The following is an 18,183-nucleotide window of genomic DNA, read 5'->3' as shown; positions in this document are numbered from 1 at the left end:
TTTTGCAGACCCCCGTGGCCCTAGTCCCGCAACAGATATACGAAATCCTCAGGAGAGCCCCGGCCTGGAGGCCGCTGGAGGAGGTGGCGAGGGAGATGGGCGTAGCGCCGGAGAGCCTCATGAGATACGTGGAGGAGGCCAGGGCCAGGGGCCTGCTCCAGGTGGAGAGGCGGACCGCCGAGAGCTACGAGCTCACCGAGGAGGGCAGGCGCCGCGCCGAGGAGGGCCTCCCCGAGTACAAGCTCCTCAAGGCCGCCCGCTGCGAAGGCGGCTTGTGCGTAGCCGACCTCGCCCAGCCCGAGGCCGACCTCGCCCTGGCCAACCTAGCCAAGCTGGGGGTAAGGCCGAGGGGCCGCCGCCTGGAGCTAGACGAGGAGACCTACAGGAGGTTGCTGGCCGCGGTGGAGGAGAGGCAACGCCTCCTCGCCTCCATAGACAAGGCGCCGCCCGAGGTGCTCCAGGAGTTCGCCCGGAGGAAGCTGGTGAAGAAGGTGGAGAAGACGGCGGTGTATGTAAAAGCCGCGGTCCCCCCCGAGGCGGTCAAGCCCGCGGAGGTCAAGACGGCCCTCACGGCGGAGGACATAGCCAGCGGCAGGTGGAGGAGCTACACCCTAAAGCCCTTCGACCTCTCCATAGAGCCCCCAGAGCACCCCGGCCCCGTCCCACACTTCTTCAACGAGTTCCTGGACTACGTCAGGGAGGTGATGGTGGGGCTGGGGTTCGAGGAGGCGAGGGGGCCCGTACTGGAGGTGGAGTTCTGGAACTTCGACGCGCTGTTTCAAGCGCAGGACCACCCCGCCAGGGAGGTCCACGACACCTTCTACGTGAGGTGGGAGGGCCCCCTGGAGCGGCCGCCCCCCGAGCTCATGGACGCCGTTGGGAAGATCCACGAGGAGAGGTGGCGCTACAGATGGGACCCCAACAAGGCGCTGAACCCCGTCCTCAGGACCCAGACCACCGCCACCACCATAAGGGCGCTGGCGGAGAGAGGCGACGGGGAGTACAAGGTCTTTACAATAGGCAGGGTCTTCCGCCCGGAGAAGCTGGACCCCAAACACAGCATGGAGTTCCACCAGCTAGACGGCATAGTGGTGGGGCCGGGCCTCACCTTCAAACACCTCCTGGGGCAGCTGGAGCAGATAGCCAAGGCCCTGGGCATGGCCAAGGTCAAGTTCAGGCCGGCCTACTTCCCCTTCACCTCCCCCTCTGTGGAGGTATACGCGGAGCACCCCAAGCTGGGCTGGGTGGAGTTCGGCGGGGCCGGCATATTTAGGCCCGAGGTCACCGAGCCCCTCGGCGTGAGGAAGAGCAGGGTGCTGGCCTGGGGCTGGGGGCTAGACAGGATAGCCATGATAATCCTCGGCATAGACGACATCAGGGAGCTCTTCACCAAGGACCCCGAGAGGCTACGGGAGTACTACAGCCGCTGGGCTAGATACAGGAGATCCGCCGCGGCCGCCGGAGGGAGGTACACCCTGTGAAGCGGGCCCTCTTCCCCGGCAGATTCCAGCCCCCCCACTGGGGCCACGTATACGCCATACGGGAGGTGCTGAAGGAGGTAGACGAGCTGGTGGTGGCCGTCGGCTCAGCCCAGTTCAACTACATAGCGAAGGACCCCTTCACAGCCGGCGAGAGGATATGGATGCTCAGGGAAGCCCTCAGGGAAGCCGGCGTGGACCTATCCCGCGTCTGCACAATCCCCATACCAAACGTCGAAAACAACCTGGAGTGGCTGGGGAGGGTGAAATCGTACGCGCCCCCCTTCCAGGTGGTGTACACCGGAAACCCATACGTCGCGCTCCTCTTCAGAGAGGCGGGGTACGAGGTGAGGCAGCAGCCCATGTACCAGCGGGAGAGGTACAGCTCCACAAGAGTCAGGGAGCTCCTAATGAGGGGCGACCCCCAGTGGGAGGAGCTCGTCCCCAGATCCGTCGCAGAGATAATAAAGGCAATAGGCGGCGCCGAGAGGCTAAGGATCGCGGCCGCCGGCGAGGCGGAGCCCCACAGGTGGTAACTATAAAAGGGAGGCGTAGACACGGACATGGACGAACGCGCCGTCATCGAAAAACTGGACAAGTTCCTACACGCGGTGAGGTACGACGGCTTCCGCACCCTCTTCGTCCTCTACTTCGTAAACCAGAGGGTAAAGTGGGCAGACTTCATAGACACCCTCGACTACGGCTACCTAGGCCCCACCTTCTACACGGCGGCCATAAGGCTGGAGAAGCTAGGCCTCGTGGAGAGGAGGCGCCTCGACATAAAGACATACGTCAGAATCACCGACAAAGGCAGAAAACTAGTCGAGTGCCTACTGCCACACGTCACACAGTGAGGCCATGGACTGCCTAAGACAAACCATAGAGAAGTTCAGGACGGTCTTCGGCGCCGAGGCCCTCGTAGATATCCTACAGGCCGAGCCGAGAGCCATAACGGCCAGGTTCCACGGCAACATGTGCTACACCTGCGGAACCGTCGACTACTTCGAAGACTTCGCCGCCATGTACAGCGAATGCGCCGGAGAGGACTGGACAGTCGAGTCGTACAGACAGAACCCCGACGGAAGCTACACAGCCGTCCTCAAGCCCAGAAGCGAAGTCAAAACCAGGAAGAGACACATAAAGGTGATAATAGCGGGAGAGGAAATAGACTACACCGTCGAGACCACCTGAGAGGGCCCAAGCCGCTGAAAAAATCTGCGTTTCGGCACAGGCGGCTGCGCGTGTCTACAGCGGCGAGGCGCCCCGACCAGGCCTGGAGGAGGGCCACGCGCCCTCCGGCCCCGCGACCCCACGCCCGAGGCGCCGGCAAAGGCGCAGGCGAGGAGAAAGAACCTGGGCGTGGTTAAAAGAACTGTCGAGTTACCGCCCAGACGGGATCACAAAATACCCATCTTGACCACTACCCTCGTCGTTTCGTAGGTCTTAATCACCTTCATCCCCTTGTTCTCCTCCCTCTTCTCGTTCTCCTTCTCAGCCATAGGCCTGGGGAAAAAGCCAGTATTTAAAGATATACGGTGGACACAGCGGGGTGCACCGGCGGCGGCGCAACCCCCCTTAAAGCTTATAAAGCGGAGAAATCACAAAAGACAGGGCCCGTAGCTCAGCCTGGATAGAGCGGCGGAGGACCGCCGGTCCGCCGAGCCTTCTAAGCCGTAGGTCGTGGGTTCGAATCCCATCGGGCCCGCCACCTTTAAATCCACACCCAACACAGACAGTGGCCTGGAGGCCGTGGATACAGCGCGCCGAGAGGTTCAGACAATACGCAAGACAAGACCTAGAGGAGGTACGACTCAGCCGCCTTCTACTCGCAACAATCAGCCGAGCTCCTCCTAAAGGGGATCTTGATAAGGCTGACCGGCTTCAAGCCGATCACGCACTCCACCTCGGAGCTCCTATCGCTACTGGAGAAGGCCGCGGGCGCCCCCGGTGCGCAGAGGAGCACTACGTCCAGGCGCGGTACCCAGACGCCAGGGTCAACGACTGGGAGGCGGAGGGGGCAGTGGAGTGCGTGGAGACGATCTGGAGATATGCCGAGAGACATAATCTCACTGGTTAGAGAGGTCGAGGCCGAGAGGGAAGCCCGCTTCAGGCAGATACTCGAACAGCTCTGCAGAAGGGCAACCGCCGTGGCCCTCTTCGGCTCCAGAGCAAGGGGAGACCACACCCCCCTAAGCGACTGGGACATGCTGGCCGTGGCCGCCGAGGGGGAGTACAGAGTGGAGAACACCCCCGTGGGGCAGATCGTCTGGGCCCCCCTCGACAGGCTGGAGGAGGCGCTGGAGAGATCCACCATACTGCTGGACGCCCTCGCCGACGCCAAGCTACTCTGCGGAGACCCCGCCGCCCTCGAGAGAGCCCGCGCCGCCGCGGCGGCCTACGCCGCCGCCTAAAAAGAACCAAGGCCGGGTGGGTGAGAGAGTAAGTTAAAAATATAGCCGAAAATAGCAATATGCATGTGCCCCTTTCACAACGCCGGCCTTCCCCGGGGGCTCGGGGCTCGCCCGCGGAGACGCCCAGAGGGCGGCCGCGGGCGCGGGGGCCCGGCCGCGCCCGTGCGTTCGGGCTCGCCGGCTTCTGCAGTCGGCCGGTGCCCCAAGGCCGGTGGGTTCATGGGAGAAGAAAATTACGAGGTTAAAAGTAAGATGGTCGCCGAAAAAGCGGGTTGTTTCTGGAGTAGCTCCCAGTAGCGCTTTTTAGCCCATATCAGTGGCACGTTGTCTCTGTGGTCTGAGAAGCCGCATGAGGGGCAATGCATCCGCCTGTTGCTCAGCCCCTCCATCTTCGCGCCACAACGGGGGCAGATGGTCGAATACAGCCGTTCCTCAAGGTAAGGCAATCCGTACCACTCGGCGAGCGTCTGTAGGCGTCTCCTCAGTTGTCCCAAACCGTCTAGAAAGTGTTTCCTCACTCCGCTCCCGTCGCCCTCCTTCAGCTCCCGATAACTCTCGTCCTCCATCGTGTCCAACACGATCACGGCTTGGTGCTCTCTCGCCAACTTAATTATCTCGCCGGCGATTCGTATCACTACATCTCTCATCTTCCTAAACCGTTTCGATGCGAGGTGGCGGGCTCTGTCTTCGAGACGTCTCTTTCTGGCGGGGTCCGCCTCCCTAGCGGCTCGCTCGTCAAGGCGGCTTATCTCCTCGTGGAGTCTCCTCAGCTCCCTTACCGCACCCTCGTCTAGTAGTCTCATCCGCCTTACGATCTTGCCGTCTACAAGGAGACCCACCATTATGCCGTGGTCGAGACGGTTCACATCGACAGCGACAACAGCTTTAGGCTCCACAGGCGCCGTCTCGCGGGCAAAGACGAGCGCTATGTAGAGCTTTCCGTAAGTCGGCTCCCTGCCCCTCCGCCTCTCTACGCCGAGGAACGCCAGTTTCAATTTGGCGCCCTCTTCTAATCTTTCTCTGATCCAAGCGATGTCGTTGCGTCTCAGTCTAACGACGAAGGTCTCATTTAGTCTCCGCACTTTGAGGACCTCGCTTCTGAGGTCGACGAAGACCGCTCTGCCAACATCTCTCTCGTTCTCGATCCTAAGCTGGGCGTCAAGCGGAACCGCCCTGTGGAACACGACATCGCGCCAGAACACCTTTCCCTGGTTTACAAAATACTTCTTGAGGTCGTATTTGGGGAACACCTCCTCAATTATCTTGACAGCCAGCTCCCGCCTGTCTGGCGTGAGGAGTCTGTCGAGCTCCTCCGCCGTGAGTCCGGACTCCTCCTGCCCCGTAACCTCCTTCAACAGCCTTCTGACGTACTCCTCCGCCGCAAGGCGCATCCTCGTGACGAGATCAAGGACGTCCGGCCGCTCCTCGACGAGACGCCAGGGGATCTCCACCCTCAGCGTTCTGTATGCGTACATGTGCGTATACGTGGTGGGGTTGAATTCTCCACTAGTTATGGAGGATAGACGGGGGCAGGCCAAAAGTTTTACAGCCGCATACGTAGCCAGCGCCGGCGGTCTCCGCCGCGGGGCCGTCTTGTCTCGCCGGCGTTATACGCAGCCCCACGCCTTCGAGATGCCAACCGCGGCGATAACCGCTGTAAACCATCCAACCCACCCGCACCTCTAACACGGTCTCTTCACAATTTCCACTTCCTCGGCTCATCTGCCTGACGGTGCCGTCAGGCAGATGTATCGAAATAGTTGAAAGAATGTTCCTGGCTTTTTCGCGCATGTGGCGGGGGAGGTGTGAAGATGTCGCATACATCGCCAACGCCGTCGAGGTGATAGAGGTGGTAAGCAGAGAGGGGGCTAGACGCCGTCTTCTACGTGCTGCCGGGAGGCAACCTAGACGACCTAGCCATGGAGATATTCAGAACGCCCAGGTGGGAGTGGCTACTAGAGGAGCTGGTCGCCCCCGTAAAGGAGGACTTCGACTATATAATCGTGGACTCCCCCAACTGGCTCTACTCACACTTCCCCATGGTCGTGATGTTCGCCCCCTTCTACATAGCCCTCACGAGGCCTGGACAGCCCGAGAGGGAGAAGACGGTCCTCCTCCTAGACAGGATATTCGCCATGCTCAAACGCCACTTCTCCATCCCAGAGCCGGAGAAGTACGCCGCCGTGCTCCTAAACCAGATAAGGACAACCGACGTAGCCGACATAGAACGGGAGTGGAAAACCCTCCACAAAACCCTCACCGAGAGGTACCCCGGCATCACGGTAATACGCAACGACAAAGCAGACCACTACTACGGAAAAACCCCAACGCCCTTCTACGGCTTCAAGCTCAGAAACGACCTAGGCGCCGAGGAGTACCAAAAGAGCGGACACCCCCTGAGAAGCAACGACAAGGCGATAAAGGCCCAGTTCACGGCGTACATCGAAAGTCTAATGGACTTCATAAAGGCCAACGCCGCCTACCAAGTGGAATAAGCTCGCCCCCCACGTAGAGATACACGTCCAAGAGTTGCGAAAGTCACCTCAGGAAATCCCCAAGGCCAGGCCGCGGGCCGTCTGCGACGAGGACAAGAGCCGCCCTCCCCACCCCGTAGAGATACGCCAGGGCCTGCCCCACCCCACAGTAGAAGGTAGAGAGGCACTCCACCTCCACCGGCACACCCCCACACACCAAGTCGGGCACCACCCTCGCAAACCCCAGGTCGATGGGGCGCCCCCCGGAGCAGCCGAGCCTAACCCTCAGCGTGTTGACCACCTCCGCCTCGCCACAAGCCACAAATACAAGAGGCGGCTGATATATATGCTACGCGCAGAGGCGGCCAGCTCCGCATTTTACACGCCGCATTGCCAGCCGCAGTGTATAGGTTTAGAGACATGGCGCTCTACATCCCACGCGGCGTCTTCAACGCCGTATCAACAGCCCTCGCCATAAGCCACATAGACGCCAGAGGCAGAGCATCCGACTTAGGCACAGGCTCAGGCGCCATAGCCATAGCCAAAAGCCCCCAGGTAGAGACGGTGTGCGCCTACGACATAAGCCCCCCAGCCCTCGCCACGGCAAGAGTCAACGCAGAGATAAACAGAGCGGCTCACAAAGTCGCAATCTGCCCAACAAGAAAAGCCCTACTAGCCGCGGCCCCCTACGACGTAGTTACGGCGAATCCGCCCTACCTCCCCAAGAGACGAAAAAGACAGAAGCTGGTGCGCCGGCCGCCGCCTAGAGGCCATAAGAGAAATCACAGCCCAGGCAACCCACGTACTCAAGCCGGGGGGTACGCTCTACATCACAGCCTCAACCCTCACCGACGTGAAGCAGGCCGCCAAAATACTAGCCCAACACGGCCTCGCCCCAAGGATAAAAGCCTGCACATCAACCCCCCTAGACCACATATGCCTCATAGAGGCGCACATAGCTGAGACACGCCCCGCCTAGCCCGCGAGAAACGCCGCCGGGCCTACACAGACGCGGGGCCTCAGCCCACGGCCCTTGCAGTACATGGCCGTTGCGTCTACCATCCGCCCCCCAGGCGAAACGGCGAAAAGGGATTAAAAAGGGGGAGTGGGGGACGATATGCCCCTCCTCTGCCTAGTCCAACACGGCAAGGCCTACCCCGAGAGCGTCGACCCCGAGAGGAGCTTGACGCCCGAGGGGGCCGACGAGACGAGGAGAGTGGCCGCGGCGCTGGCGAAAGCCGGCGTGAAAATCGCCGCGATATACCACAGCGGGAAGAAGAGGGCGAAGCAGACGGCCGAGATCTTCGCAGAGGCCCTCAAGCCCGCCAGGCTGGAGGAGGCACAGGGCCTAAACCCCAACGACGACCCGGCCCCCTGGGCGCAGCGTATAAACGCCATAGCCGAAGACGCAATGATAGTGGGCCACCTCCCCCACCTAGCCCGCCTCGCCGCCTCCCTCCTAGGGGCCGACGTCGTAGAGTTCCGCCACTCAGCCGCCCTCTGCCTCGCCGGGCCGCCCTGGAGGATAAGATGGTATCTAACGCCGGAGCTGGCCTAGATGCTGTACATCTCCACGAGGCGCTCCACATCCCCCAGGTCAAAGCAGCCGGCCTCCTTCCTCGCGAACGCGAAGACGTAGAACCCCTCTGCCCTGACCCCCTCCAGCTCCCTCTCCCTCAGCTCCCTCTTGACGCCGGGGCAGTCCACGCCGTCAGACCACTTCACCTCGCCGTAGAAGGCGCCCCCCTCCCCCACGGCCAATATATCGATCTCGTACGTCCTCCTGCCCACCCTCCCCCACTGCCGCCCCACCCGCCGGCCCGGGTGAAGCGCCTGCACCACCCGCCGCGCCACCTCCTCATACACCCGCGACATGTAGAGGTGGAACCGCCCCCTGGCCTCCTCAAGCGCCGCCTCGCCCGCCCCCTGCTCCCCCTACGCGGCTGGACGTGGGCAAACCAGAAGGCAAGGTAGTTATCCCGGATAAAGTAGAGCCTCCTCCCCGCCTTGGGCGGCTCCAACACAGGAACCTCGTGCCCCACAAGATCCAGGAGCTCCAGGGCGGCCAGATACCGGGAGGCAGCCCCCTTGTCGAGCCCCGCCTCGTTGGCTATCTCCCCCAGCCTCCTCCTCCCGTCCGCGATAGCCCTCAAGACCAGGGAGTAGTTCCGCGGCTAAGCACCTGCCGCAGGAGAAACTCCGCCTCCTCGTAGAGGAAGCCCCCCTTGGTGAAGAACTCCCTCCTGACGTTCTCCCAGAAAGGCAGAGAGGCGTCGAACCTCCTGAGATACATCGGCACGCCCCCCGCCACGCCGTAGAGCCTCTCCTCAAACGGCCGCGGGTAGAAGAACTTCACAGCGGAGAGGGGAAGCTCCCCCAGCTTCCAGCTGGCCGTCCTCCTCCCATACAGAGGCGACCTGTACCCCAGCACCTCCCCCTCCATCACAGACACGCTGGAGCCGCAGAGCACTAGAAAGACCTCGGTCCTAGAAAGAACCTCGTCCCACAGACGCTGAAACCTGCTCAACACGGACGGATCCACGTCAACCAGGTAGGGAAACTCGTCGAAGATCAGCACCGTCCGCTCCCCCCTCAGAAGCGGCTCCACAGCCCTAAAAAGCGCCCCCCTCAAAAGCCGCCCCCCGCAGATAAGGCGCCCCCAGCCCCGCCGCCAAGGCATCCCTCAGCCAGGCTCCCGCACAGACATCCTCTCGCAGTAGAAATACACCGCCCTCTTCCCAGCCGCAAACCGCCTCAAAAGCTCAGTCTTCCCAATCCTCCGCCTCCCATATACAACAACCAGCTGAGCCCCCGGCCTACGGTACAGCCCCTCAAGCCACTCCAGCTCCCTCTCCCGATCAAAAAATTGATCCACAGTTATAATAACTTACAATACAATAAATTTTCACAAGCGCAGGAGGCGCCGTGAGGCGGCACGGCCGCCGGCCAGGCCCGCCCAGAGCGTTGCGAAGAAAGAAGATTCCCGACAAACCCCACCACCGGCGGACACATCCTCCCACACGCTCCCTAGCAAGCATCGCAAACGCGTTAGCCAGCATCACAAACAAATCGTCCTGGTCATTGGACAGGATACTACAGGACAAAAAACGCCGTGGAGGAGGTGCGGCTCTACGCGAGGAGGGCGGCGCTGGAGGAGGCCTCCCTAAACCCCGAGGACTTCTGGAAGTGCGTCGGCGACGCCGCCGAGCTGTTCAGCGAAAGAGGCAGCGAGTACTGTCTCGACATAGGCGGAGGGGTGAGGGCCCTCTCCCTCTGCCTCTACACCGCCGCGTTGCTGGCAGTCAGACTGTGGAACACCAAAATAGAGGCGGTCTACACCATGGCAGAACACGCCGAGAGGATAGTCCAGATAGACCTAATGCCAATACTCTACGTCAACGAACTCACACGCTCCAACGCAAACGCCAGAAGAAGAATCCTAGAAGAGCTGGCCGAAGGCCCCCTAGAAGACCTCGGACGATACGACAAAAAAATCCTAAAAGAATTCACAAAACACGGACTCCTAAACAACGACAAACTCACAGAAGCAGGAAAAACACTCCTAAAATACATCCAACGCCGCACATAACCACCAAATATATATCCACAGGCAAAATAAAAAGCAGAAATATAAACATAAACACAAAGAGAATGGAAAGTCTTCACTATCTTTTGATTTCTGGTCCGCTGAGACCGGAGAATTCTTGGGCGGTGCAAGACTGTTTCTACTATCTTTTGATTTCTGGACCGCCGTGCTGAGAGCCTACGTCGAGAAGAAATATTCTGTTTCTACTATCTTTTGATTTCTGGCTCTACTGCATCACTACCACGACGGCGTGGCGCGTAACCTCCACCGGTTTCTACTATCTTTTGATTTCTGGTGCCGAGCGGCTTATGCACACCGGCAAGGCCGAGGACGTATTGTTTCTACTATCTTTTGATTTCTGGTGCGACGAGGACTGGCGTGCGGTTATGGACGCGATAGCCAGTTTCTACTATCTTTTGATTTCTGGGATTGTGAAGACAATCGATGGCGCTGGGATTCCCGATACTGTGTTTCTACTATCTTTTGATTTCTGGGCGTCTGTGCGCAACGGCCTGGTGCTGGAGCTCCTCCCCACTGGCATGTTTCTACTATCTTTTGATTTCTGGCCTGGCGCGGAAGCACAGCGGCGTGAGGGCGGCCTGGGCTGTGTTTCTACTATCTTTTGATTTCTGGCTCTCGACAGTGGCGAAGGCCGACGTGTAGTGAGAAAACCGGTTTCTACTATCTTTTGATTTCTGGGGCTTGTATTTTCAGATCTTTTGGGTTTTTAAGTTTTTTCGTGGTTTTTTGTTGGTTCGGCGGTCGCTTTCCAGCCCCTCTTTACATTCACACATTCTCCTGTCTGGGTGTAGGCGTACGCCATTCTTCGCCTTTACCATCATACACACGCCTTAGAGAAGGCGCAACCCAGCGCCATTCTTCGCGTGTGCGTTTCTGTCTCTTCTGTCGGCGTTTTACTAATTTTGAGTTTCTGTTTTATGTTCATATATTTCTGTTTTCGTCCTCTTTACATACATATATGTGAATGCATTAAAAGATACATGTTGGGGTGGGTATGTTTAGGGAGTTTAGACTTGTGAGGGGGCTTAGGGTTGAGGTTGGGGAGGAGTTGAGGGGTTGGAGATGGGGGGAGCCTCCTGTGGCGCCTCCGCCGCTTGGGGTGAGGCTTTCGGTTTCTGAAATCGTCGGCGGAGTTTGTGAATCTAGGCGTGACCTGTACCTGCGGAGGGTCGCCAAGGTGAGGGTGGAGGCCAACGGCTCGCTGAAGTTCGGCGGGTATATACACGAGGTGTTTAGACGTAGTCTCGTTAGGCTGAGGAGGCTGGTGGAGGAGGGGCTGAGGGGGTGGGATCTCATCTCCGCGTTTAAGCCTGAGGAGGTGGCGGCTGAGGCCGCTGCGGCGGTTGGCCACGAGGCAGATCAGCGGGGGGTCGAGTTGGCGAGGTTTCTGGCGGTGCAGGTGGCGGCTAGGGTAGACGAGGTGGCGGCGCGGGGGAGCTTCGACCCCTACATGCTCGCGGCGCGGGCGGTGCCTCTGCTGGCTGAATACGTGATCGACGGAAGGCCGCTGGGGCTCACCCTGGTTAGGGCAGACGCCCTTTTCCACAACGTCGTCGTCGAGGTGAAGGTGGGGCCTGAGGACGATAGACACGCCTTGGCCCTCGCCGGCTACGCGCTTGCCGTTGAGGCAGACGAGGAGGTCCCCGTCGACGCGGGGCTGTTGATATACATCTCCTTCAACGGAGGGGTGAAGGTGAGGGCTAGGCCTGTGGCTATCGGCGAGGGGCTGCGGCGGCAGTTCCTCGAGGAGAGAGACAGACTTATGGAGTTTCTACACTCGGGGGCCGACCCGGGTCTCTCCCCTAGGTGCGACGACAGATGTGTCTTCTACAGGTACTGCCATGGAGGTGGTAGTTAAGGAGCACGGGGTGTCGCTGGGCTACAGCAGGTGGGCCCTGGTGGTGAGGAGGAGGGGCGGGGCCGCCGAGAGGATCCCCATACACCAAGTGGACAGGCTGTGGATCCTCACTGGGGGCGTCTCCATCTCGTCTAGGCTAGTGAGGGCCCTGGCGAGGAGCTTCGTAGATGTGGTGTTTTTCGACGGCAGAGGCAACCCCGCGGCTAGGCTGTTTCCGCCTGAGGCAAACGGCACGGTTGCACACCGGCGGGCTCAGTACGAGGCCTACCTAAACGGCAGGGGGCTCGAGCTGGCCAAGCTGGTGGTGTATGGAAAGATCGTGAACCAAGCGGCGGCGCTTAGGAGAGCCGGCTTGTGGAGGAGGGAGCTGTACCAAGAGCTCGCGGGGGCTGCGTCTAGGGTGGCAGAGGCGGCGGCCGCGGTCCCCCGGTGCGGAGACCCACAGTGCGTCCTCGGCCACGAGGGGCGCGCCGCGGCTGAGTACTGGGCCGCCCTCTCAAAGGCCTTTGGGACCCCCACGAGAGATCCAAACGCCTCCGACCCCTTCAACCTCGCGCTTAACTACGGCTATGGGATACTCCGCTACGCCGTGTGGAGACAGGCAGTTATCCACGGCCTCGACCCCTACGCCGGCTACCTTCACGTGGATAAGTCGGGGAGGCCCTCCCTAGTGCTGGACCTAATGGAGGAGTTCAGACCCCACATAGACCTCATGGTGCTCAAGGCCAAGCCCTCCGCAGACTGGCTAGAGGGCGGGGTCTTGAAGCGGGAGGCCAGGGCGGCGCTGGTGGAGAAGTGGCTCGAGATGAGGCTCGAGCCCACCATAGCGAGGCAGGTGGGGCTGGCGGTGGCCCACCTAGAGGGCAGGGGGGTATACACGCCGCATAAGCTATGATCTGGCTGGCCGTCTACGACATCGAAGACGACGGAGAGAGGGCCAAAGCCGCCGCGGTGCTACAGGAGTGGGGGTTTGTCAGAGTGCAGAGGAGCTTCTACGTGGGGAGGCTGGAGAGGGGGAGGGCCAAGGACCTGCTCCACATCCTCTCTAGATATGTAAAAAGGGGGCACATAGCCTTGATACCCGTGTCGAGAGAGCAGCTGGAGGCCGCGCTCGAGCTAGGCAAGCCCCCCTACGCCCCCCTCAAGCCGCCTAGATATGCCCAAGCCTACGTCATATAGGCCCACCCCCTGGGACGTGCTGGAGCTGGAGTGGTGCCCGCGCTACCTCTGGCTCTCCAAAAGACACGGCGTCCCCACGACTCCCTCCATGGCCAAGGGCAGACAGGAGGAGCAGGCGCTGAGGAAGAAGCTCGCGGCCGCCCTGGGGGCAGAGCCCAAGCCGGTCTATATAGACGCCGGGTGGACACACGGCGTTGTGGACATGGTGGCGCGGAGGCACTCGGCGGTGCCCGTGGAGATAAAGACGGGAGTCCCCCGGAGAGAACACAAGTGGCAACTATATGCAGAGGCCTACCTAGTGAAAGCCCAGGGGCACTCGGTAAGCCTCGGCGTCATAGCCTACGGCGAGAGGCTGGCCAGGCTACAGATAACCCCAGCGGAGCTCAAGGTAGCAGAGGCCCTGCTCATAAAGGCGGCAGAGGTAGTAGAGGGGCCGCCCCCGCCCCCCAGAAAAACCCCGAAGTGCGCCTACTGCCAATACCGGCCAATCTGCAGCGGCGCCACAAACCGCCTTCCCTAGGAACACACCCCCAACAAAACGCAGTACACGGCGCACCCCCGCCGTTCGACGCACACAGGCTTAGCCGCCTTACGCCAGGCAGGCCGCACTTCACCAAGCCGGCAGCCGGAGGCGCCGTGGAGCTGAGGAAAGGTTGGCCCCCAAGCCGGCCTGGCCCCCCCCCCCATTAGCAGACCGCACTGAGGTCCCGGCGATACGGCTGAGGAGGCGCGGTGGATAACCCACCGCAGTGAGGCGAAAGCCGGCCCCGGAATCAAACAGAGGCTGAGAAACGCAGTCGGCGAAGAGCCGACTTAGTGACGCCAAGCCTCAGCAGACACGGCGGCGCTCCAGCCGACTGACACGAGGCCGAGATGAGGCTCGCCGGCTTCAAGCACGATCATACGGCGACGTCAAAGGGCCGTAGAGACGTAGAGCAGGCCGCCGCCAGGTGACAGCCCCAAGACGGGACAAGCTCATGGTAGGCACAGCATATACGCCGCGTCGGGGGCCAAAATAAACAGAGCCGACGCGCGACTCATCGAACCGGCAGTCGAAAAAGCCGAGCTCAACGCGGCCAACACAACCCCCTAGCCGTCGTCTAGTATCTTCTTGGCGGCGCTTGGCCAGTACATCGCCAGCGCAGAGGCGGCGTATTCTATGGCCATTGCCGCCTCCCAGGCGCGTATCTTCCAGCGGGGGGAGTCGCGGTAGCGGCTGGCGACGTAGTAGGCCTTTTTGAGGGCGTCGACGAGGGCAGCCACGAGGTGCCTAACGGGGAGGGGCCTTGGGACGAGCCGCCTAACCCTCACAGCCACCCCCAGCAGGTCGTCCACAGAGCCGAGGTAGACGGTATCACGAGGACGCCACCCCACCCTCAGATACAGCCGACGGCCCAAAAGCCAGAGATAGCCAACGAGAGGGCCAACTCTCACACGGCCAAAGTAGAGATACATGCCTACGATATCCCACAAGCATTAAAACATTACTCTATATGTCAGTAAAGGATGTAATATACTTTAGACAAGGGTTTAGAAGGCCAAACGCGAAGAATGGCGCTGGGTGGCCGCCTTCTCTAGGGCGCGTGTATGATGGTAAAGGCGAAGAATGGCGTACGCCTACACCCAGACAGGAGAATGTGTGAATGTAAAGAGGGGCTGGAAAGCGACCGCCGAACCAACAAAAAACCACGAAAAAACTTAAAAACCCAAAAGATCTAAAAACACAAGCCCCAGAAATCAAAAGATAGTAGAAACGGAATAAAGTCTCTCTTCAAAGCGCATTTGTTGCACTTCTTATCCAGAAATCAAAAGATAGTAGAAACACGCTTGCGAAGTTCTTAGCGTGGGCCCGGTGCCGCACTCGCGGCCCAGAAATCAAAAGATAGTAGAAACTATTCGCCGTCCCGACTCGGCGTTAACATGAGGATCCCGCTCCCAGAAATCAAAAGATAGTAGAAACAATATTATGTCTAGCAGAAGATTCCTTATTGCGCTGGACGCTTTCCAGAAATCAAAAGATAGTAGAAACTCTATTAACTCATATATGGCTTGCCTGATGATCTCTCCACCCAGAAATCAAGAGATAGTAAAAACATGATCGATATCTAACTCGGCTTGGGGGTTTTAGGGTTTTTTGAGTAGGCCTTCGCGTTCTAGCTTTTTCAGTGCTAGGTATGTGGCGCCTGTCCCGGAGAGCTTTGGTATGTAGTAGCAGTGGCCTTGGCCTCCCCTCTCTTCTAGGGCCTTCCTGAGCGATAGGTAGCTTATGTATGGGTTGTCTCTGCTGACTAAGGCGCGTCTTACTGCCTTGCCGTCGCCGAAGGCCCTGTATATGTCTAGGGCGAACTTCACCTGTCTGTAGAAGTTGGGGGTGTACGCCACCAGGTACTCGTCGGCTGGGATCGCGCCGAACAGATACGGGGAGAACGTCTCGGTGGCCACCAGCACCAGGCAACCGTCTAGCTTAAACCCCTTCCTCTTGAGGTCTTCACAGCTGTCGACGTCGGGGTAGCGGCTTAGGCTCTTGCATGCCTCGTCGTACGCCCCCAAAGAACCACCTGCACGTGTTTCCGGCACCCCCCTCTTGAAGCCAGATGGCCGAGCTGAGCTCCGCGTCGAGGTGCTTCACGGCCTCTCTCAGCTCCGGCATGAGTTCGTCCAACCACTCGACGTACTCCGCAATGAGGGCGGTGGTAAACGCCAGCACGCCAGCCCCCCTGTCTCGCAGGTATTTATGGGTAGACGCGGCTATCCTAGCCCACGCGTAGGCGAACCTGGTCGCCCCGGCGTGTACTGGGAGCAACGCCAGAGGATCCGCCCTGCCGCACTCCTCAGGCACCTCGCCCTCCACCACTGCCCTCGTGAGGAGCAGGTACGCAAGCCCCGTCTTGAACTCGTGCACCCTCTTGTTTCCCTCTCCGAAGGAGGTGTGGACGCGGGGGAAGGCGAGCGATAGTTCCGGCGTACGCCGTTCTTCGCGTTTAGTTATCTAGTCCCTTGTCTGGAGTATATTACATCTTTTACTAACAAGTGTGTTGTGAAGAGTTTGGAGGTGTGGATGTGGTGAAGGCTCGTTTTGTAGAGCCTTGGTTTTTTAGGCTCTTGGTTAGCAGGTGCTAGCGCCGTCTATATTGGCGTAGATCTCCCGCCTTGGCTCCAGAGTGGCGTTTCTGCAGAGCTTGCCGGCGCCAGACCGCGTTGTAATTGTCAACTTTGCCGTCTCTGTGTATTGCGGCCTCTATAGCGGGGTTCTCTTCTGCTTGCTTATGCGGTTGGCGGCGGTTGCCGCCCGGCGTGTCTTTAGCGGGCGTCGCCTTCCTAGGGAGGGGGTTTCGCTGACGATTAGCTCTGGAAGGGCTGTGGGAAGCGGTTAGTTGGGTTGGCTGTCAAGAGGTGTCGTAGGAGGATTGCCCCCTCTTTATGATGGCTTGCAGGATGTTGTCTGGGAATTTCTCCGCTATGCATAGCACCGTCAGTCTGCAGTCGTTTTGTTGTTCTGTGAAGAGAAAGTACATGTCTTCAACCACCTTTGTTATGCCGGCGTGCGCCACTATGTTCCTCGCCTTCTCCTGCTCAAGTTGCGGCTTGGCGATGCGGTATGTGATGCCTCCGACGGACTCTCTGGGGAGGATGTCGCATTTTATGCAGTCTCCCAGCCCTTTGGGGTAGAGGTACTTGAGGTTTTTTGAGCTCTCCCACTCTTCTAGCTCGTGTTGTAGTATCAGCTCCGCTGTGGGGCCCATTATCTCGCGCAGGAGGTTCCAGTGCCAGTCTGTCGACTCCTTCACGGCCTTGGCCAGCCTCTCTACGTTGAAGCACACCGCCTTCTTTCTTCTTGTCCTCTCGATGTGGCTCATCACGTCTTTGTCCTTTAGCTCTGTTATGGCCCTCTGGGCCGCCTCTTTTAGGATTTCCCACAGCCACACCACGCCGCTGTCGACGGCCCCCTCTATGTCGTAATTTATCTCGCTGATCTCACTCTTTTTCTTATCCTTATCCTTATATTTCAACCCGATTCTGATCTCGCTGATTCTGATCTCGTCGGGTGTGTAGTTAAGTGTCTCAATGTCGTAGAGGGACCAGAGCAGTAGGTTTGACCTGAGCATGGTTATAACCCTTTTGAGCAGGTTGCAGAACTCTTGGCTTGGCTCTCTGCCCCCGGGACTTCCTCCGCCCTTCTCGCTTTGGCACACCTCTGGGGCTCTGTGAGCTATTTCCGCGATCGACGCGCCTACCACCTTCTGGTAGTAGTGGCTTAGCAGCTGCAGTTTGTCTCTTCTTTTTGGGTCGTACGGGTCGCTGTTGTAGAAGTATATGTCGAGGAGCTCTATGCCGCGCCTCTCGAGCTCGTAGTTTATGAGGCCGTAGTTCTGCACTACGCTGGCCATTAGGTGGGCGGCCGCTATGTTGAGGCCGTGGGTTGTGTCCACGAGGATTATGGCGCCGCCCTTTCCCTCCACCCGTCTGAGGGACTCCCTTATGGCGTAGGTAAAGGAAGACGCCAAAGACCTCCCGAACATCTCTATGTCGCCCTCCGACTTCTCTCTGAATATCCAGACTTTCCCCTTCCAGACTTTCTCCTCGTCGTGCTGGAAGCTTCCCGTAAGTGGGAGTAGCGCCATGTAGAAGTCTAGTGAGAGCTTGTTTGAGCCCTCACCGCTTTTCTCTGCTATGTATTGAATGGTGGCTTTTCTTGTGAATATATAGGGGAGTTTGTCGGAGCTGCGCCCACCGCCTGCGGAGTCTGGGAACTCCAGTTTTGTGATCCTGTAGATCTCTTTCGCTTCTTGTAACTCACTACTCACCTCCTCGTCTATGAGGTATTGTTTCTGCGTGTCTTCCTTTTTTGAGGTTTCTTCTCTTAAGATTTCTTTTTTCAGTATACTGTTCGCGACGGCTTCCAAGTCTATCTGGCTCTTCTCTATCTGGCTCTCCCACTCGGTGTACAGAGTTATGGGGGCCGCCACTGTTAATGTGGCCGAGCTTGCTTTGTGCTCTATTGCATGCGCCAGAATTAGGGCGAGGGGGCTAAAGTAGGTGCGGATGTAGTACGGCTTTCTACTCTGCCGGCCGCCTGCCGGGACGTACACCTTGTATACGACCTCATCGTACCTCCTCATTAGGCCCAGGGTCGCGATGGCGAATATCTTAACTTCAGACGAACCCATACTGTGCA

General features: G+C 59.2%; 21 protein-coding genes, 1 tRNA gene, 3 pseudogenes and 2 CRISPR repeat arrays. Of the genes and pseudogenes, 15 read left to right on the top strand and 10 right to left on the bottom strand.

Features of this window, described 5'->3' with window-relative positions; all coding sequences use genetic code 11:
• Positions 1–14 precede the first annotated feature (14 nt).
• The 7 genes from pheS (at position 15) to TNEU_RS02950 (ending at position 3,889) form a co-directional block, all read left to right on the top strand.
• Positions 15–1,481, top strand: a complete 1,467-nt coding sequence (gene pheS, locus TNEU_RS02980) for a phenylalanine--tRNA ligase subunit alpha (RefSeq protein ID WP_148682308.1) — start codon at positions 15–17, stop codon at positions 1,479–1,481.
• Entirely contained in the window at positions 1,478–2,014 is a 537-nt protein-coding gene (locus tag TNEU_RS02975) for a nicotinamide-nucleotide adenylyltransferase (RefSeq protein ID WP_012349950.1), read from the top strand. The genes pheS and TNEU_RS02975 overlap by 4 nt, the downstream gene beginning before the upstream one ends.
• 27 nt (positions 2,015–2,041) lie before the next feature.
• Positions 2,042–2,332: a helix-turn-helix domain-containing protein gene (locus tag TNEU_RS02970; RefSeq protein ID WP_012349949.1), complete on the top strand. Its 291-nt coding sequence runs from the start codon at positions 2,042–2,044 to the stop codon at positions 2,330–2,332.
• A 4-nt stretch (positions 2,333–2,336) separates the two neighbouring features.
• Positions 2,337–2,669: a hypothetical protein gene (locus TNEU_RS02965; protein ID WP_012349948.1), complete on the top strand. Its 333-nt coding sequence runs from the start codon at positions 2,337–2,339 to the stop codon at positions 2,667–2,669.
• A gap of 419 nt (positions 2,670–3,088) precedes the next feature.
• A tRNA-Arg gene (locus TNEU_RS02960) sits at positions 3,089–3,186 on the top strand.
• Between the two features lie 207 nt (positions 3,187–3,393).
• Entirely contained in the window at positions 3,394–3,555 is a 162-nt protein-coding gene (locus TNEU_RS10510; RefSeq protein WP_342606874.1) for a HEPN domain-containing protein, read from the top strand.
• A complete protein-coding gene (locus tag TNEU_RS02950; protein WP_012349947.1) occupies positions 3,527–3,889 on the top strand; it encodes a nucleotidyltransferase domain-containing protein in 363 nt (120 codons plus the stop codon). The genes TNEU_RS10510 and TNEU_RS02950 overlap by 29 nt, the downstream gene beginning before the upstream one ends.
• 233 nt (positions 3,890–4,122) lie before the next feature.
• Here TNEU_RS02950 and TNEU_RS02945 read toward each other — a convergent pair whose 3' ends face one another.
• A complete protein-coding gene (locus TNEU_RS02945; protein WP_012349946.1) occupies positions 4,123–5,364 on the bottom strand; it encodes a zinc ribbon domain-containing protein in 1,242 nt (413 codons plus the stop codon).
• 411 nt (positions 5,365–5,775) lie between these two features.
• On the opposite strand from TNEU_RS02945, the gene TNEU_RS02940 reads away from it, so the two are divergent.
• Positions 5,776–6,384, top strand: a complete 609-nt coding sequence (locus TNEU_RS02940; protein ID WP_012349945.1) for a ParA family protein — start codon at positions 5,776–5,778, stop codon at positions 6,382–6,384.
• Between the two features lie 43 nt (positions 6,385–6,427).
• Here the strand turns inward: TNEU_RS02940 and TNEU_RS02935 are convergent, their stop codons facing one another.
• Positions 6,428–6,685 carry a hypothetical protein gene (locus TNEU_RS02935; protein ID WP_012349944.1) on the bottom strand — a complete coding sequence of 86 codons (258 nt, stop codon included), beginning with the start codon at positions 6,683–6,685 and terminating at the stop codon, positions 6,428–6,430.
• Between the two features lie 161 nt (positions 6,686–6,846).
• Between TNEU_RS02935 and TNEU_RS02930 the strand changes: the two genes are divergently transcribed.
• Positions 6,847–7,326, top strand: a complete 480-nt coding sequence (locus tag TNEU_RS02930) for a 50S ribosomal protein L11 methyltransferase (protein WP_245521992.1) — start codon at positions 6,847–6,849, stop codon at positions 7,324–7,326.
• Between the two features lie 154 nt (positions 7,327–7,480).
• Positions 7,481–7,921, top strand: coding sequence for a phosphohistidine phosphatase SixA (gene sixA / locus TNEU_RS02925; protein WP_012349943.1), 441 nt, complete (start codon positions 7,481–7,483; stop codon positions 7,919–7,921).
• Here the strand turns inward: sixA and TNEU_RS10395 are convergent.
• The 4 genes and pseudogenes from TNEU_RS10395 to TNEU_RS02905 all read right to left on the bottom strand — a co-directional run.
• Positions 7,918–8,283, bottom strand: a pseudogene (locus tag TNEU_RS10395) (DUF234 domain-containing protein); the annotation flags it as partial. The gene sixA and the pseudogene TNEU_RS10395 overlap by 4 nt on opposite strands.
• Positions 8,284–8,456: 173 nt before the next feature.
• A pseudogene (locus TNEU_RS10545) lies at positions 8,457–8,516 on the bottom strand (hypothetical protein); the annotation flags it as partial.
• Complete coding sequence (locus TNEU_RS02910) at positions 8,513–8,971, bottom strand: AAA family ATPase (protein ID WP_187146741.1); 459 nt, start codon at positions 8,969–8,971, stop codon at positions 8,513–8,515. The pseudogene TNEU_RS10545 and the gene TNEU_RS02910, both read right to left, overlap by 4 nt.
• Positions 8,972–9,046: 75 nt before the next feature.
• A complete protein-coding gene (locus TNEU_RS02905; protein ID WP_187146740.1) occupies positions 9,047–9,238 on the bottom strand; it encodes an ATP-binding protein in 192 nt (63 codons plus the stop codon).
• A 234-nt stretch (positions 9,239–9,472) separates the two neighbouring features.
• Here TNEU_RS02905 and TNEU_RS02900 point away from each other — a divergent pair.
• The 5 genes and pseudogenes from TNEU_RS02900 to cas4 all read left to right on the top strand — a co-directional run.
• Positions 9,473–9,952 (top strand): annotated as a pseudogene (locus tag TNEU_RS02900) (hypothetical protein); the annotation flags it as partial.
• A gap of 69 nt (positions 9,953–10,021) precedes the next feature.
• Positions 10,022–10,648: direct repeats of the CRISPR family, unit length 25 nt; unit sequence GTTTCTACTATCTTTTGATTTCTGG.
• A 316-nt stretch (positions 10,649–10,964) separates the two neighbouring features.
• Entirely contained in the window at positions 10,965–11,828 is an 864-nt protein-coding gene (gene cas4a, locus TNEU_RS02895; protein ID WP_012349941.1) for a type I-A CRISPR-associated protein Cas4/Csa1, read from the top strand.
• Positions 11,812–12,723, top strand: coding sequence for a CRISPR-associated endonuclease Cas1 (cas1, locus tag TNEU_RS02890; RefSeq protein WP_012349940.1), 912 nt, complete (start codon positions 11,812–11,814; stop codon positions 12,721–12,723). Before cas4a ends, cas1 begins: the two co-directional genes overlap by 17 nt.
• Complete coding sequence (gene cas2, locus TNEU_RS02885) at positions 12,720–13,007, top strand: CRISPR-associated endonuclease Cas2 (RefSeq protein ID WP_012349939.1); 288 nt, start codon at positions 12,720–12,722, stop codon at positions 13,005–13,007. Before cas1 ends, cas2 begins: the two co-directional genes overlap by 4 nt.
• On the top strand, positions 12,985–13,527 hold the full coding sequence (cas4, locus tag TNEU_RS02880; protein ID WP_012349938.1) for a CRISPR-associated protein Cas4: 543 nt from the start codon (positions 12,985–12,987) through the stop codon (positions 13,525–13,527). The genes cas2 and cas4 overlap by 23 nt, the downstream gene beginning before the upstream one ends.
• A gap of 569 nt (positions 13,528–14,096) precedes the next feature.
• Here the strand turns inward: cas4 and TNEU_RS02875 are convergent.
• From TNEU_RS02875 to TNEU_RS02860, 4 genes are all read right to left on the bottom strand, one after another.
• The gene (locus TNEU_RS02875; protein WP_012349937.1) at positions 14,097–14,462 is read right to left on the bottom strand and encodes a hypothetical protein; all 366 of its coding nucleotides are present in this window, start codon (positions 14,460–14,462) and stop codon (positions 14,097–14,099) included.
• Between the two features lie 275 nt (positions 14,463–14,737).
• A CRISPR array of direct repeats spans positions 14,738–15,101; the repeat unit is 25 nt; unit sequence CCAGAAATCAAAAGATAGTAGAAAC.
• 30 nt (positions 15,102–15,131) lie between these two features.
• Entirely contained in the window at positions 15,132–15,557 is a 426-nt protein-coding gene (locus TNEU_RS02870; RefSeq protein ID WP_148682303.1) for a hypothetical protein, read from the bottom strand.
• Complete coding sequence (locus TNEU_RS02865) at positions 15,496–15,909, bottom strand: Vpr/Vpx protein (RefSeq protein WP_012349935.1); 414 nt, start codon at positions 15,907–15,909, stop codon at positions 15,496–15,498. Before TNEU_RS02865 ends, TNEU_RS02870 begins: the two co-directional genes overlap by 62 nt.
• 484 nt (positions 15,910–16,393) lie before the next feature.
• Complete coding sequence (locus TNEU_RS02860; RefSeq protein ID WP_012349934.1) at positions 16,394–18,175, bottom strand: hypothetical protein; 1,782 nt, start codon at positions 18,173–18,175, stop codon at positions 16,394–16,396.
• Positions 18,176–18,183: the final 8 nt, after the last annotated feature.

Source organism: Pyrobaculum neutrophilum V24Sta (assembly GCF_000019805.1).
Taxonomy (GTDB): domain Archaea; phylum Thermoproteota; class Thermoprotei; order Thermoproteales; family Thermoproteaceae; genus Pyrobaculum; species Pyrobaculum neutrophilum.
Note: the sequence above shows the minus strand (reverse complement) of the source record. Positions and strands in the feature narration are given on the sequence as shown.